The following is a 15,245-nucleotide window of genomic DNA, read 5'->3' as shown; positions in this document are numbered from 1 at the left end:
GACCCGCCGGATCAGCGCCCGTTCAGGCTCATCGCCGACAGGAACCCCTGGTCGAGCATCGTGCCGGCGGACGTGTCGTCCGCGGTGCACAGTCCCGCGTCGTGGCAGGCGGTGCTCACCAGGTAGCGTCCCATCACCTCGTGCGTGGCGAAGCCCCACTCGCCCCGGGTGGCGGCACTGCCGTCCGGGGCGTGCAGCTTCAGGCCCCGCCCGAAGCCGAACTCCTTGAAGCCCAGCCGCAGCCCCTGCCCCAGCGCCTTGGTGTACGCCTCCTTCAGCGTCCACAGCCTCAGCGCGTGCGGCACCCGCTGCTCCTCCGGCAGCCCCGCGATCTCCGCCGCCTCGGTGGCGGTCAGGATCTGCGCCTCCAGGAGGTCCAGCCGGACCGTGCGCCCGGTCGGCTCCACGTCCACCCCGATCCGGCCGGTGCGGCTGAGTCCCACGGCCATCAGGTCCCCGGTGTGCGACAGGCTCAGCTCGATCTGGTCGAAGCCGCGCAGGTACGGGCGCCCGCCCAGCCGGTACGCCAGGTCCAGGTACTCGGGCTCGATCCCGAGGGCCTCCCCGGCCGTGCACTTGATGAGCAGCCGGGCGGCGGCGAAGCGGTAGCGGACGGTGGGGTCGGGGGTGCGGCGGTAGCGCTCCCAGTCCGAGCCCAGCAGTTCACGCAGCCGGGGGGCCGTCAGGACGCTCGGCAGCCATTCGGTCCACGTCGTGTAGACCACCGCGTTGCCGAGCTCCGCCAGGCTCTCCCGTACTCCGCGCCACGGCCCGTCCGGCCGTGGCACGTGCACCGGTACGGCACACGTCACCTGGTTCATCGTCGCCTCCCATCTCATGCCGGCCGCCCCGTCCCGCGGCGGCGGCCGGCGTCGGGCCGAGGCGCTCGTCCGACGCCCCGGCGGAGCCCCGCGTGGCGGGGCACGTCCGTGCGCGGTGGCAGGGCGGAGGGGCGGCCGCGCGTGCGGCCGGCACCCGTCGGGCCGCGGGCCCGACGTCCCGTCAGCCCGCGAGCGGCGTCCCGTACAGGTCGAGGCTGCGCCGCTGCCGGCAGCGGTGCAGCGCCTCGCCCAGCACCTCCTCGACGACCCCGTCGGGCAGGTCCGCCACCGGGACGCCCAGCCGGCGTCCGATGCGGCTGAGGGAGAGCACCGCCCAGGCCGGGTTCCCGAGGAACGGGTCGCCCACCCCCGCCTGCCCCTCCCAGACCCCCAGCACCGCGGCTGCGGACAGCACCAGCGCGTAGCGGTCGGCCAGCGCGCAGGCCTGCGGGTCGAAGGCCCCGCTGAGGGCGGCGCACCGGGCGCGCAGCACCCGCAGCTCCGCCACGAAGGCGCGCGCGAGGTCGGCCAGCGCCGCCTCCGTCGGCCCCTGCCCGGGCCGGCCCTCCAGGCGGCCCGCGACCCCCACGAGCGTGGCGGTGAGCAGGTCGTCCGTGCCGGAGTGGGCCAGCCGCCGGTGGTCGAACGGGGGCAGCGGCGCGCCGGGCCGGAACAGTTCGGCGGGCGGCTCCGGGGTACGGAACCAGGCCGACCGGGCCAGCGCCGGCAGCTGCGGCACGATCACCGCCTGGCAGACGGCGGTGCCCGCGTGCCCGAGGCCGGCCACCGGCAGGTCGCGCACGAGCTTCTGGTAGCCGCCGTACCGCGGACCACGGTCGTATCCGCGGCCGCCGAGCACCGTGGCCAGCTCCTCCAGGTCCTCGCGGAGCAGGTCCGGCATGGTGTACTTCACGGCCGCGCCCAGCAGGTACGACTCCTCGGGCATCAGGCTCATCGCCCGCATCCCGGTGACCGCCATGGCGTCGCAGGCCAGCACGTCGGCGAAGACCCCGGCGAGCACCTTCTGCCAGCGGCGGGACGGGCGTCCGTCGGGCCGGTTCTCGGTGGCCGCGCGCACGGCCGACCGCAGCACGCTGTCGACGCCCGCGAGGACGGTGCCGGGGATCAGGCAGTGGCTGGTCTGGAAGCTGCGCAGGGCCAGCGACACCCCGTCGCCGACCGCGCCGACCAGCGCGTCGTCCGGCAGAGCCACGCCCGCGAGTTCGAGGCCGGAGAAGTGCGCCCCGCGCATGCCGGGCATCTCCACCCGGCCGAGCCGGCGCACCTCGCCGGCCGCCGGCTCACCGGGTCCGAGCACCAGCACGGAGTGGCTGCGGGGCCCGTCCTCGCGGGAGGTGCGGGCGTACATGACGAACGCGTCGGCGCGGTGGGCGTTGATGACCACGTCCTTGCGGCCGTCGACCAGCCATCCGCCGCCGGGGCGCCGGTCGGCGCCCATCTCGTTGCGCAGGATCGCGTTGGCGTGCGCCACCTCGCGGTGCACGATCGTCACGCGGCCGCCGCCGAGGAGCACGTCGGCCAGGGAGCGCTGCTGGCCCGCGTCCCCGGCGGTCCACACCGAGGAGGCCGCGAACAGGGACGTGATGCCGAAGCCGTAGCCCAGGGCCAGGTCGCGGCGGAACAGCGGCCGCAGGACGCGGGCCAGTTCCTCCAGGTCGGCGAGCCGGCCGCCGAGGTCCCGGGGTACGAACTCGGCGGCCATCCCGGCCTCCGCGAGCAGTTCCTCGGTGGCCCCGGGCGTCTCGCGGGCCTCGTCGGCACGGAGCAGGGCGAGGTGCCCGTGCGGGTTCGCGGGGTCGAACGGGTCGCCGAGCGCGGCCTCCAGCCGGGCCGCCCGCAGCGGCTCGGTGGCCCGCAGCGGGCCCGCGGCGGTACCGGTCCCCGGCGCCGCGGCCCGTACCCGGGCGGCGGCGCCGGCTGCCGTACCGGAAGGGGTGTCCCGTGCGGGGGCGTGGGTGTCCCGCACGGGGGCTTGGTCGGTCCCGGCCGCGCTCACAGGACGCGGACCGCGCCGAGGGCGTACTGCGTGGCGTACCGCAGTACGGACAGCCCGGCCTGGCCGAGCGCGTCGCGCAGGTGGTGGCCGGCGGCGACGGCGTCGGTGCCCTCGCCGAGCACCCGCTCGATGCTGTCCTGGTCGAGCAGCACGTGATGGCGGGCCGTCAGGTTCACGCCCGTCTCGTCGGGCTCGATGGCCCACTCGCCCGCGTGCGCGGCGAGCAGCGGCGAGGTGCGGGTCTGCTTGTAGACGATCCGCTGGGCGGCGGGGAAGCAGATGCGCACGGACTCGGTGCTGTGCGCGCCGCCGTCGATGGACATGCTGCCCATGGACACCAGCTGCACGCCGGGCTCGTCCTCGACCAGGTCGAGGCGGGTGACGTGGGGCAGTTCGGCGGGCCAGTCCTCCGCCTGGTACAGGAACTCGAAGATCAGCTCGGCGGGGGCGTTGACGCGGATGGTGTCCTCGAAGGACCACACCAGGTCGTCCAGCCGGGTCCAGGACCGGGCGATCTCCGCCAGCCGGTCGAGCTGGGAGCTGCTGTTGGCGGCGGTGACGTCCTCGATCCAGGCGACGGAGGCGGGATCGTCGCCGTCGACGGTGAAGGAGTGCTCCAGGGTCACCCGGGAGCGGTCGCCGAGCGGCTCCACGGTCCACACCCCGCCCATGGTCCGGGCGGGGGCGGCGGGCACGTCCATGGTGAACTCCACGCGCAGTCGCTGCACGTCCAGACGGCGGCTGGAGATCCAGGACTTGACGGTGTCGCCCGCCGTGGCCCACATGCGCAGCCGCTCCCGCGTCCCGTCGAAGTCGAGCTGTTCGACGTGGACACAGGGCGGGAAGAACAGCGGCCACCGTGTCGCGTCCGCGATCAGCCCGTACAGCACACCGGCCGGGGCCTCCGCGATCACTTCGTGGACCGTGCGGTGCACTCGTGCATCCGACATCCTCCACACCCTCCTCGTTCAGTACTCCGGCCGGCTGCGACCACCGCGTGCGGGCGGGGCGCCGTGGCCGTGCCGGTCGGGCTCCGACCCCCGGCCGGCACGGATCCACCTGTGCCGGTGACCTCACACCGGCACGCCCGTCCGCCGCGCGTCGAGGCCCACGGCAGGTACTGCCGGACTCCGCCTCGGCCGGCGGGCGTGTCAACGACCCTGTCCGGAACCGCTCGTGGCCGGCCTGGGTCCTGGTCGAGTCCGCACCGGGCCCGGCTCGGGCGGGCGGGGAGGACGACCCCGTCCGGCCCGGGGCTTGAGCATTCCTCCAGCCGGGGCCCGCAGACTCGTCCGGCGGGCGCTCAGGCGGCGTCACCCTGACGGGCGCCGCCGACGCCGTCCCGGAGCCGATCACGGTCTCCGGCCGTGCCCGCTGCCCCGGCCGCCCACCCGGCCTCCCCCGTCCCGGTGGGCGGCACCGGGCGCCCTTCCCCCGCGCCGACCGCCCCGGCCGGCGCCGGAGCGCCCGCCCGGCGGGCCGCGGGGACCAGGTCCGCCCGGGCGGGCGGGCCCGCGACGGCGGCCACGTCCAGGGCCAGCGCCCGGTGGCAGTCATCGGCCCGGGGTTCCCGCGCCATCGCCCTCCGCAGCAGCGCCCACGCCTGCGCGTGCCGCCACCAGTGGGCCCCGAAGCCGCCGGCCAGTACGGCCCGCACCGCGTCCCGCCACTCGTACGCCGCCGCCCGGAGCGCCCCGTCCGCCGAGCCGGCCTCCTGGTCGGCCCGCGCCTGCCGCTCCGCCTCCCGCTCGCAGGCGCGCAGCCAGCCCGCCACCGCCTCGGCGTCGTCCCGGACCGGCCCCAGCCGCCCGAGCAGCTCCGGCTCCTGGACGAGCAGGCCGAGCAGCAGCTCCCAGCCCCGGGCCCGCACCGGGTCGAACTCCCAGCGCGCGGCGAGCGGTTCGCCGGCCGGGCGGAGGGCGTGCTCGGCGAGCCGGGCCACCGCGTGCTGGACGTACCGCACGGACTCCGGCCCGACCTCCGTCGGCAGGGACAGCACCGAGAACCCGGGCAGCCGCACCGGGGTGACCGCCGGGTCCAGCCCCGGCCGCCGCAGCAGCTTGACCTTGTGGGCGGGCGGCAGCAGACCGTACCCGCGGGCCTGGCCGACGAGCCCGGTGAGCAGGTCCCCGAGCCGCGGCAGCGCCACCTCGGGCGGGGCCGGGAAGCCGGCCCCGGAACCCGGCCCGCCGGACCGCGCGGCGAGCCGGTCCAACGCGTCCTGCGGGCCGCCCGGCGGCGTCCGCACCAGCCGGGCCACCAGCCGGCCCAGCCCCAGGAACGCGATCTCGTCGGCGAACCGCTCCGCCCGCAGCGCCGCCCGGCCGGCGTCGGCACCCGCCACGCCCGCCCGGGCCAGCTGGAGTTCGGCGACCAGGTCCTCGATGTCCTCCACCGTCACGTCGTCGGCGCAGCCGCGCCACCCCGCGTCCGCGGGCACGAGCCGCGCGGGCCGGGCCTCTTCGAAGCCGTCGATGGTCATGCGGTGTCCTCCTCGTCCTCCCACGGGTCGCGACCCGACCGGCCACGCGGCCGGGGCGCCCGTCTGCCCCTCAGCGTCCGCACGCCGGTTCAGCTCGGCTGGAGCCCCGCTGGCCCCGCACCCGTGTCCGGTCCCGCTCCACCGCGCCTGGTCCGGGCCTCGAGCACACGGGCGGACCGTGGCCGCACGCGGCTCGTCGCGGCACCGCGCCCCACGGCCCGGCTGCCGTCGCCCGGCCGACGGCGCGCCGCGGCCCGCCGTTCCCCGGCGACCGCGCCGCACCCGCCGCGCAGACCCCGCCGCGCAGACCCCGCCGCGCAGACCCTGCCGCGCCGCAGCTCCTCCCCGCCCCGCCGACCGGCGGCCGACCCCACTGGAAGTGAGTGCCGTGAACCCGATCGGCATCGTCCGCGCCCTGTGGGACGGGTTCGCCGTCCTCGGGCTCCTGCACACCCTCGGCGAGAGCGCGCCCGAGCCCTGCCCGGACCGCGGCCCCGCGGTCGGCGGACCGCCGCTCGGCCACCCCGAACGGCTGTGCCCCGAGGTGCCGTTGAGCCCCCTGGAACGCCGACTGCGGCGCGAGCTGCGGCGCACTCCCCGGGCCGGCGGCTGAGCCGGCCGGACCGACGGGCCGGACGCCCCGCCCGGCGCCCCCGCCATGCGCCCCCGCCAGACGCGCCGCCTGACGCCCCGGCGGACGCCCCGCCAGACGCGCCGCCTGACGCCCCGCCAGACGCCCCGCCAGACGCGCCGCCGACCGCCTACCGGACGCTTCCCGGACGCCTCTGGGGCCCTTCGGAGCCCCGGGGGTCGTCGGACCGCCGGTCGCCCACCGCGCCACCGCCGCCCGTGGTGGGCGGGGCGGGTCCCCCTTGCCGCCGCGCTATGCCGGAGCGGCGGCCGCGGCCCCGGGGTTCCGGGCCGGCCCGGCCCGGTGCCCGGCGAGCGCGCGCCCCACGAGGCCGACGTATCCCCGGGGCGTCTCGGCCTCGTCCACGCCCTCCTCGTCGAGCGTGATCCCGTACCGCGCCTCGACCTCTCCGGTCAGCTGCAGGATCGCGAGGGAGTCGTACCCCAGCTCCAGGAACGGCACGTCCAGCACCTCCTCGGCGGACTCCTCCAGGCCGTCGAGGCCCTCGTCCGCGCCCGCGCAGCTCCGCAGCATGGCGAAGAGCTGATCCGGTCCGAAGTGCTCCACTGGTCCTCCCGTCGTCGGAGTCCCCCGACGGGACCCGGTCCTCCCCCGGGTCCGCCGCGGGACCCGGACGCCACCATCCGGTCCCGTGCGGGACCGCCCGTCAGGCCGCCACGGCCCGCACCACGGCGGCGGAGTTGAAGCCGCCCCGCCCGCGGGCGAGCACCAGCGCCGTACGCAGCCCGGGCAGCTGCCGCGGCGCCCCGGTCACCAGGTCCAGCCGGTAGTCCGCGGCGGCCCGTACGGTCCCGGTCGTCGGCGGCACGACCCCCTCGCGCAGCGCGAACAGCGCCGCCGCCACGTCGAGCGAGGAGCCGCCCGCGCCCAGCCGCCCCGTCATCGACTTCGGCGCCGTCACGGGCACCCCGTAGGGGCCGAACAGCGCCTCCAGCGCCGCCGCCTCGACGCGGTCGGCGGCCGGCTCGCCGGCCGCGTCCGCGAACACGACGTCCACCTCGTGCGGTGCCAGCCGCGCGTCGGCGAGCGCCAGCTCGGCCGCCTCGCGCAGCCGCGGCAGGTCCGGTCCGCCGTCGAAGGTGGCGGCGCAGCCGGCCACCACCCCGTATCCGGTCGCCCCGCGCGCCGCGGCGGCGGCCGCGTCCTCCAGGACCAGCAGCGCCCCGCCCTCGCCCACGACATGGCCGCCCGCGGCCTCGTCGAAGGGGAGGTAGGCGCGGTCCGGGTCGGGGACCGTGGTCATCCGGCCGTCGGCCAGGTGGGCCGCCCAGCCCCACGGGCAGAGCGCCGAGTCGATCCCTCCGGTCACCATCAGGCTCACGCCCTTGCGGATCTCCCGACGGGCCCGGGCGATGGCGTCGATACCGCCGGCCTGCTCGCTGACGAGCGCGGTGCCCGGTCCGCGCAGCGCGTGCCGGATGGAGATCTGGGCCGTGTTGGCGGCGTGGAACCAGGCGAAGGACTGGTACGCGCTCACGTACTTGGTGCCCTTGCCCCACAGCGCCTCCAACCCGCGCTGCCCGAACTCGGTGCCGCCGGCGGCACTGGCGGTGATGACGCCCGCGCCGTAGCCGGACAGGGCGGCCGGGTCGGCACCGGAGTCCTCCAGCGCCTCCTTCGCCGCGACCAGGCCCAGGCGCGTGACCCGGTCGGTGGAGGGCAGCAGCCGGCTGGGGATGTGGTCCTCGTCGACGAACCCGGTGATCTCGCCCGCGATCCGCACCGGATAGCCGGAGGCGTCGAACCGGTTGATCGGGCGGATGCCGTTGGCCCCCGCCAGCAGCGCGCGCCACCACGCCCCCGCGTCCAGCCCGTTGGGGGCGACCACGCCGATGCCGGTGACGACCACCTCGGCGGCCGGCCGTCCGGCGGCCGCGTCGAACCGCTCCAGTTCCGCGGGGACCGGCCCGTCCGCACCCCCCGGACCGGGCCGACCGTTAACGCCGTTAACGCTACTGCCACCCCACACGCCACTCCCGTCCCTCACGCCGCCTCCCGCAACCGCGGCCGGGTCAGCACCGTCGCCGCGTGGAAGCCTCCGAAGCCGCTGGCCACGCTCAGCACCGTGCTGGTGCGCTGCTCGCGCGCGAACAGCGGCGTGTAGTCCAGGTCGCAGGTCGGGTCCGGCTCACGCAGGTTCGCCGTCGGCGGCACCGTGCTGTGCTGGATGGTCAGCACGCTGGCCACCACGTCCAGGGCGCCCGCCGCTCCCAGCGCGTGTCCGATCATCGACTTGATGGAGCTGACCGGGACCCGCCGGGCGTGGTCGCCGAGGCCCAGCTTGAAGGCGTGCGTCTCATGCCGGTCGTTGTGCCGCGTGCCCGCGCCGTGCGCGTTGACGTAGTCCACGTCCACCGGGTTCAACCGCGCCTCGTCGAGCGCCGCCCGGATGGCGTCGGCCATCTCCTCGCCGCCCGGCCGCAGCCCCGTCATGTGGTGGGCGCTGCTGTACGAGGCGAAGCCGGACAGCTCCGCGTACACGCGGGCCCCGCGCCGCCGGGCGTGCTCGAGCTCCTCCAGGACCACCACCGCCGAGCCCTCGCCGAGGACGAACCCGTCCCGGGTCCGGTCGAAGGGCCGGCAGGCGGTCGCCGGGTCCTCCTTGCGCGGGCTGGTGAGCTGGATCCGGTCGAAGCAGGCCATGGCGATCGGGGAGATCGGCGCCTCCGCCCCACCCGCGACCATCACGTCCACGCTGCCCTCGCGGATCAGCTCGGCGGCGTGGCCGATGGCGTCCAGACCCGAGGTGCATCCGCTGGAGACCACGCCCACCGGACCCTGCGCCCCGCTGTCCCTCGCCACCACCGCCGCGAGCGAGCTGGGCACGAGGTAGTCGTAGAGCTGCTCGGCGGCCTTGGAGTGGTCCACCGTCCAGGTCGCACCGAAGTCGCTGAGCAGCGCGTACTGGGTGGCCAGCCCCGTGGTGCAGCCGGCCGCGCTGCCCAGGCTGACCCCGGTGCGCAGTGGGTTCCCGGTCGCCAGCACCTCGGCCAGGCCGCTGTCACCCACCGCCTCGCGGGCGCTGACCAGCGCGAACTGCGCGGCCCGGTCCAGGCGCTCGGTGTCGGCGAGGGTGAAGCCGTGCGCGGTGGCGTCGAAGTCCACCTCGGCCGCCACCTGCGAGCGGTGCCCGGACGCGTCGAAGAGGGTGACGCCGCGCGTGGCCGTACGCCCGGACGTGAGCAGCGACCAGAAGTCCCCGCTGCCGATGGCGCCGGGGGCCACCACGCCCACACCGGTGATGACGACGCGCTTCACCGGACACCGCCCGCGGTGCGGACCGCGACCGGCCCGGGTCCGGGCGTGCCGGGTGCGGCGGCCACGTGCTCCCGGCAGGCGGCCCCGATCAGCGCCGGCAGTGCCTCGTCCCCCGCGAAGAAGTGGTCGCCGACCAGGGTGCGCACCGTGATGGGACCGGTGGTCCACTCCCGCCACTCCTGCAGGGCGGTGGGGACGGCCAGCGGGTCGTCGCTGCCCGCGAAGACGAGCACGGGTACGTTCACGGGTCCTCCGGTGGCGGGGTCCATCGCCGCCTGCCGCAGGGCCTTGGCCAGCCGCAGGTCGTCGCGCAGGACGGGAAGGACGGAGCGGTGCCACAGCCCGCCGGGACGGGCGGCCTCCCCCTTCGGCAGCGAGCCGAGGTCTCCGAGGAGCGGCAGCAGCTGCTCGTCCGGGGCTTCCGCCGCGCTCATCAGGGCGGCCGTGGCGTGCGGCGGCAGGCAGGCTCCGACCGCGAGGAACAGGGGCGGCGGCGCCCCTTCGTCGGCCAGGGCGCGGGTCAGGGTGTAGGCGACGAGCGCGCCCAGGCTGTGGCCGTACAGCGCGTACGGGCCGGCGTGCGCCGCCTCCAGCAGCGGGCCGAGCAGGTCGGCCAGGAGACCGGAGCGGTCGGTGACGCGCGGTTCGCGCCGGCGGTTGTCGCGGCCGGGCAGCAGCAGGGCCGCCACGTCCACCGCGGGGCCGGCCGCGACGGGCCAGCGGCGGTAGCTGGCCACGCCCGCCCCCGCGTGGGCGAGGCAGTGGAGCCGGACCCTCTGCTCCACCGCCTCGTCGGCCGTGGTCAGGGAAGCCATGCGTCGCCCTCCTCCGGGAAGCTGTTCCGGCGTACCGCCGGGCAGCGCGCCGGCTGCGGGCCGAGTCTCGCCATCACGGCTGGAGCGGGACTCGACTCCCGCCGGGTACGGCGCCCCGGCCGGGGCGGCGCGGAATGACGGTCCACATCCCGCACGCACCCGCGGCCGGCGCCCTGCTGCACCCGGGACCGGCATCCCTCCCGCCGCCCGCGGCTCACCCCGCGGGCGCGGGCACCGCCCGTCCCCCGCCCGGACGTCCGCTCACGCCGCGTACAGGTCGAAGGTGGAGCTGTGGCGCGGTCCGGCGACCACGTCCAGGCGCGGGTCGACCGCGAGCATCGCCTGGTGCAGCCGCTGGAGCTGCGGCGACGGCTCGACGCCGAGCTCGTCGATCAGCCGCTGGCGCAGCCGGCGGTAGACGTCGAGCGCGGACGCCTGCCGGCCGGACCGGTAGAGCGCGACCATCGCCTGCGAGTGCAGCCCCTCGTGCTGGGGGTGACGGGCGATCAGGTCGGTGAGCTCGGCGATCAGTTCGACGTGGCGGCCCAGGCGCAGGTCCGCGTCGATCCTGCGCTCGCGCGTCACCAGCCGGCTCTCCTCCAGGCGCATGACCTCGATGTCGAGGATCGGGCCCACGCGCACGTCGACCAGCGCGGGCCCCTCCCACAGGTCGAGGGCCTCGCGCAGGCACTTGGAGGACCGCCCGTCCTCACCGTTCTCGAAGGCCTGCTGGCCCTCGGCCACCAGCCGCTCGTACGCGTGCACGTCGACGGATTCGGCCGGCACCTGGAGCAGGTAGCCGCCGTAGCGGGTGGCCAGGACGTCCTTGGCGGAGCCCGGGACGTCCGGACCCATCGCGGTGCCCAGGCGGCGGCGCAGTTGGAGGATGTACGTCTGGAGCGTGGTGAGCGCGCTCTGGGGCAGGTCGGCGCCCCAGATCTCCTCCATCAGGGTGGGCACGGGCACGACCCTGCCCGGGTAGAGGGCGAGCAGCGCCAGGATCTGGCGAGGCTTGCCGGCCGTCGGGACGATGGACACCCCGTTGACTTCGGCATCCAATGGGCCCAGAACTTTAATCTTCATGATTCCCCTCCCAGCCTTGTCAGGCCGCCATCACTTTCCGGCCGGTAGTAAACCTTTCGACACTGCCGCATTCCGGCCTTTTCTGTCATGGGCGTGGACCTAAGGCCAGGGGCACCATATCCTTCGACAACCCGCCCCCCTCCGATGGTCAAGCACGGCTCTAGCCCCTCTCCAAGAAATGCCGAGACGCGTCGACGACGCATCGCTGACAAGGCACTGACAAACCGCTGACGAGCACTCCACGCGCAGCTGTCGGGTTTTCCGGCACCTTTCCGCGCACCGTGCGCGCTGTTAGCTTTCCGGCCATGGCGACCGATACGACGGCGCGCTGCGCCGACCCGCTGACCCGAGGCCTGTTCGGCCCGGCCGGCCCGGGCGTTACCGCGGGACTGCCGGCTCTGCCGGGGCTGCCCGCGCCGCAGGTCCTGCTGGGCATGTTGGGCACCTGGCACGGCCGGGGGGTCCAGGTGGGCTTCCCCGATCTGACGGCCGAACATTTCCGGCCTCGCCTCCCTGCCCCGCCCGCGGCCTGAAAGGGGCTCGAGAAACCCTCCACGATTCCCGACGGGGGCGACGGGCATCGGGCATCGCCCCGCGAAAGCACCTACCCTCCGATAGGAGAGGAAGGGCCCGCGGCTATTCCGAAGGGAATATCGACGGCAGTTCTCCGGCAGCAGACCTCTCAAGCCTTCCCGTGTGAGGATGAGATGAAGTTTCGGATCCTGGGGCCCGTCCAGGCCTTCGACGAACGCACCGGCGTTCTGGTCGTGCCGGCGGGAGCCAAACAGCGCGCACTGCTCGGAGCCCTCGTCGTAAAGGCGGGCCAGGTCGTCTCCGCCGACCGGCTCGTCGACGAGCTGTGGGCCGAGCACCCGCCGGCCAACGCCGCCAACGCCCTCCAGGCCCATGTGGCCCGGCTCCGCCGACTGCTGTCCGTCCCGCCCCCCGCCGCCGGGGAGCCGCCCCGCGAGTGGCTGGTGACCCGGCCGCTCGGCTACGTCCTGCGGCTGGGGGACGCCGACACCGACGCCCGGCACTTCCAGCGGCTCGCCGCCGAGGGGCGCGACCTCGCCCGCACCGACCCCGGCCGCTCGGCCGACGTACTGCGCCGGGCCCTGGCGCTGTGGCGCGGCCCCGCGCTGGAGGGCAGCGGCCGCGGCGCCATCTGCTCCGTCGAGGCCTCGTTGCTGGAGGAGAGCCGGATCGTCGCCCTGGAGTCGCTGTACGACGCGTCCCTGCGGGCCGGTCGGGCCGGCGAGATCACGGGCGAGCTGGAGGAGCTCATCGCCTCCCATCCGTTGCGCGAGCGCTTCTACGAGCTGCTGATGACCGCGCTGTACCGGTGCGGGCGCCAGGCGGAGGCGCTGCGGGTGTACGAGCGCGCGCGCCGTCGGCTCGTCCACGACCTGGGAGTCGAGCCGGGCCCGGCCCTGCGCGGCCGCATGGAGGCGGTCCTGCACCACCAGGACCCGGCCGCGGCCCGGCCCGTCGGCTCCCCGGCCGCGGGGCCGGCGCCGGAGGCCGCGGGGGGCGACGGGCCGAGCGTGAGCCGGCTGCACACGGAACTCGCCAGCCTGCGCCGCCACGTCGAGCGCCTCACCCGCGAACAGCGGGACCTGGTGTGCCGCCTGGAGGCCCTCACCGCGGCCCACGCGCCCGGGTCCTGACGCCGCCCGCCCTGCGGGCGCCCGGCGGCACGAGACCGCCCGGAAACACCGGAGCCCTTCCTCCGACCCGCGGTAGGCGGGTCGGAGGAAGGGCTCCGGAGGTTGCAGGGCGCCGGGCGCCGGTGGGCAGGACGGCCACCGCACCGTTCCGCGCCCGCCGCCGCACCGTCGGTTCACCGGGCCACGAGCCGCCCCCCGGCAGCCCCGGCCGCCGCGGCGGGCGACGACACGGTCTCCGGGTTCGCCGTGAGGATGAACCGCTGCAGCCGGCTCAGGGCGGCGGAGGGCTCCAGGCCCAGCTCCGACACGAGCGTCGTGCGCAGCCGCTGGTAGACGTTGAGCGCCTCACCGCGCCGCCCGGAGCGGTGCAGGGCCAGCATGAACTGGCCGTGCAGGCTCTCGTGCATCCGGTACTGGTTGACCAGGACGGTGAGCTCGGACAGCAGCTCGCGGTGCCGGCCCAGCCGGAGGTCGGCCTCGATGCGCTGGTCGAGCGCGCACAGCCGGGCCTCCTCCAGGCGCTGGACCTCCATCTGGATCTGGCTGCCGACCTGGACGTCGGTGAGGGCGGGGCCGGTCCACAGCGAGAGGGCGTCCGCCAGCCGGCGCGAGGCGCCCTGGTGGTCGTCGGCGTCCATCGCCCGGTAGCCGGCGCCCGCCCGGCGCTCGAACTCCCGGTAGTCCACGGTCCCGCCGCGGGACTCCAGCCGGTAGCCGCCCGGGAGGGTGGCCAGGACGTCCTTGGCCGTGCAGCGCTCGTTCTCGCCGTGTCTGAGCGCCTCGCCGATCAGCTCGCGCAGCTGGAGCACGTAGGTCTGCAGCGTCGTACGGGCGCTGCGCGGCGGGTTCTTGCCCCACAGCTCCTCGATCAGCGTGGAGACCGGGACCATCTGGTCCGCGTGGAGCGCGAGCAGGGCCAGGACCTGACGCGGCTTCGGAGCGGTCGGCGTGACGGAAACGCCGTTCTCGGTGACCGACAGCGCTCCGAGCAGGTTGATGTCCACGTACTCCCCCAAAGGTCGCCTGGCGGCCGATGCCCGGCCCGCCGCGTTTCCCGTCCTGCGGTGCCCGCTCTGTCGGGGTCCGGTCGCGATGGCACGACCCGACCACTTGATAAAAAAACAGCGCAGTTGGTTTGTCAATCCCGCCGACTTCACGCCAGGATCACGGCCTCCATATCCAGCCATTCTCTGATCGCATACGACCGGATCTATACCCACTGAAACCGGGCATTTCGGCGGCACATACCGTTCCTTTACCGCCACGAAACGCCCGTCACCCAACGAAAGTAAGCCAGCACGACGTGGCCGGAACAGCCGTTGCGGCTTCACGCAAAAGCCCCGAGGCCCGCGCAGCGCGCAGATCTCGGGGCAATCGGCCCAACTCCCCCTGGGAAACGGCCTCTTGGCAGCTAACAGGCCCCCAAGGGGGGATCGTCGAGGGGTGCAATTAAGAGACCGTACGGTCTCTTAGAGGGTCCCACAGGGTCCCCACGGGCCCCGAAGGGACCGTCTCATGACGCCAGGGACCTCCTCACGCTCCCTCCGCTCCCTTCGCGTTCAGCACCGCGAGCAGCTCCGGCGACGCCAGCGTCGGCAGCAGCAGCTCCCAGAACTGCGTGATCGTGCGGGGGGCCAGCCAGGCCGCGTCCCGGGCCCCGAGCACCTCGAAGCCCACGGTCGCCCCCACCACCGTCGTCACGATCCCTTCCGACTCGGCGACGGAGCGCAGCTCGCCCACCTCACCGGCCTCCCGGACGAGGGCCTCGACCCACCGCTGCCAGGAGGTGCGCGGGTCGGCCGCGGGCACCCAGGCCGCGTCGCTGCACAGCACGAACCCGGCCCGCAGCACCACGTCCGACGTCAGCCCGCGCGCCAGGGCGTGCGTGACGTCGACGAGGCGCTGCAGCCGGCTCCCGGCCCCCGGCGGCGCCTCGCCGATCAGCGCTTCCAGCCGCTGCACCGCGGCCGCCTCGACGGCCTCCGCCAGGGCCACCTTGCTGCCGAAGTGGAAGTGCAGCGCACCGTTGCTCACCCCGGCCCGCGTGCTGATCTCGGTCAGCGACGCGACCGCGAAGCCGTCCCGGTCGACGACCTCGGCCGCGGACCTGATCAGGCACCTCGCGGGTCTCGGCGGGGTCGATGACGTCGTCGACGAGGCCGCGCTCGGCCGCGTAGTACGGGTGCATCAGCTCGGCCTTGTACTCCTTGACCATCTGCGCCCGGGTGGCCTCAGGGTCGTCCGACTCGGCTATCTGCCGGCGGAAGATGACGTTGGCGGCGCCCTCGGCACCCATGACCGCGATCTCGTTGGTCGGCCACGCGTAGGTGAGGTCCGCGCCGATGGACTGCGAGTCCATGACGATGTACGCGCCGCCGTAGGCCTTGCGCAGGATCAGCGAGATCCGCGGCACGGTCGCGTTGCAGTACGCGTACAGGAGCTTGGCTCCG

Annotated in this window: 14 protein-coding genes and 1 pseudogene; 3 read left to right on the top strand and 12 right to left on the bottom strand. The window is 75.4% G+C overall.

The window, feature by feature from the left end; translation table 11 throughout:
• Positions 1-11: 11 nt before the first annotated feature.
• The 4 genes from IF43_RS0126530 to IF43_RS0126515 form a co-directional block, all read right to left on the bottom strand.
• A complete protein-coding gene (locus IF43_RS0126530) occupies positions 12-821 on the bottom strand; it encodes a 4'-phosphopantetheinyl transferase superfamily protein (RefSeq protein WP_030205663.1) in 810 nt (269 codons plus the stop codon).
• Positions 822-1,002: 181 nt separating this feature from the next.
• Positions 1,003-2,808 carry an acyl-CoA dehydrogenase gene (locus IF43_RS0126525; RefSeq protein WP_051796199.1) on the bottom strand — a complete coding sequence of 602 codons (1,806 nt, stop codon included), beginning with the start codon at positions 2,806-2,808 and terminating at the stop codon, positions 1,003-1,005.
• Positions 2,809-2,834: 26 nt separating this feature from the next.
• The gene (locus IF43_RS0126520) at positions 2,835-3,788 is read right to left on the bottom strand and encodes an aromatase/cyclase (RefSeq protein ID WP_030205650.1); all 954 of its coding nucleotides are present in this window, start codon (positions 3,786-3,788) and stop codon (positions 2,835-2,837) included.
• 353 nt (positions 3,789-4,141) lie between these two features.
• Positions 4,142-5,320 carry a hypothetical protein gene (locus IF43_RS0126515; protein ID WP_030205631.1) on the bottom strand — a complete coding sequence of 393 codons (1,179 nt, stop codon included), beginning with the start codon at positions 5,318-5,320 and terminating at the stop codon, positions 4,142-4,144.
• Between the two features lie 379 nt (positions 5,321-5,699).
• On the opposite strand from IF43_RS0126515, the gene IF43_RS0126510 reads away from it, so the two are divergent.
• The gene (locus IF43_RS0126510) at positions 5,700-5,933 is read left to right on the top strand and encodes a DUF6059 family protein (protein WP_158939501.1); all 234 of its coding nucleotides are present in this window, start codon (positions 5,700-5,702) and stop codon (positions 5,931-5,933) included.
• A gap of 270 nt (positions 5,934-6,203) precedes the next feature.
• Here IF43_RS0126510 and IF43_RS0126505 read toward each other — a convergent pair whose 3' ends face one another.
• The 5 genes from IF43_RS0126505 to IF43_RS0126485 all read right to left on the bottom strand — a co-directional run bounded on the left by IF43_RS0126505 (position 6,204) and on the right by IF43_RS0126485 (position 11,128).
• A complete protein-coding gene (locus IF43_RS0126505) occupies positions 6,204-6,518 on the bottom strand; it encodes an acyl carrier protein (protein WP_324605129.1) in 315 nt (104 codons plus the stop codon).
• Between the two features lie 100 nt (positions 6,519-6,618).
• On the bottom strand, positions 6,619-7,863 hold the full coding sequence (locus IF43_RS0126500) for a ketosynthase chain-length factor (protein WP_037890172.1): 1,245 nt from the start codon (positions 7,861-7,863) through the stop codon (positions 6,619-6,621).
• A gap of 92 nt (positions 7,864-7,955) precedes the next feature.
• A complete protein-coding gene (locus IF43_RS0126495; protein WP_030205618.1) occupies positions 7,956-9,230 on the bottom strand; it encodes a beta-ketoacyl synthase in 1,275 nt (424 codons plus the stop codon).
• Positions 9,227-10,045, bottom strand: coding sequence for a thioesterase II family protein (locus tag IF43_RS0126490; protein WP_063753400.1), 819 nt, complete (start codon positions 10,043-10,045; stop codon positions 9,227-9,229). Before IF43_RS0126490 ends, IF43_RS0126495 begins: the two co-directional genes overlap by 4 nt.
• Before the next feature lie 261 nt (positions 10,046-10,306).
• Entirely contained in the window at positions 10,307-11,128 is an 822-nt protein-coding gene (locus IF43_RS0126485; RefSeq protein WP_030205613.1) for an AfsR/SARP family transcriptional regulator, read from the bottom strand.
• 305 nt (positions 11,129-11,433) lie between these two features.
• On the opposite strand from IF43_RS0126485, the gene IF43_RS0126480 reads away from it, so the two are divergent.
• A complete protein-coding gene (locus IF43_RS0126480) occupies positions 11,434-11,661 on the top strand; it encodes a hypothetical protein (RefSeq protein ID WP_030205588.1) in 228 nt (75 codons plus the stop codon).
• Between the two features lie 174 nt (positions 11,662-11,835).
• Complete coding sequence (locus IF43_RS0126475) at positions 11,836-12,795, top strand: AfsR/SARP family transcriptional regulator (RefSeq protein ID WP_030205583.1); 960 nt, start codon at positions 11,836-11,838, stop codon at positions 12,793-12,795.
• 173 nt (positions 12,796-12,968) lie between these two features.
• Here IF43_RS0126475 and IF43_RS0126470 read toward each other — a convergent pair whose 3' ends face one another.
• The 3 genes and pseudogenes from IF43_RS0126470 to IF43_RS39865 all read right to left on the bottom strand — a co-directional run.
• On the bottom strand, positions 12,969-13,799 hold the full coding sequence (locus IF43_RS0126470; RefSeq protein WP_030205581.1) for an AfsR/SARP family transcriptional regulator: 831 nt from the start codon (positions 13,797-13,799) through the stop codon (positions 12,969-12,971).
• 529 nt (positions 13,800-14,328) lie between these two features.
• Positions 14,329-14,856 (bottom strand): TetR/AcrR family transcriptional regulator, encoded by a 528-nt coding sequence (locus tag IF43_RS43075; protein ID WP_267884802.1) that lies wholly within the window; start codon positions 14,854-14,856, stop codon positions 14,329-14,331.
• Between the two features lie 55 nt (positions 14,857-14,911).
• Positions 14,912-15,245, bottom strand: a pseudogene (locus IF43_RS39865) (carboxyl transferase domain-containing protein); the annotation flags it as partial.

This window comes from Streptomyces sp. NRRL S-87, from assembly GCF_000719335.1.
Classification (GTDB): domain Bacteria; phylum Actinomycetota; class Actinomycetes; order Streptomycetales; family Streptomycetaceae; genus Streptomyces.
The sequence above is the reverse complement of the archived record's forward strand: the minus strand, read 5'-3'. Positions and strand labels throughout refer to the sequence as shown.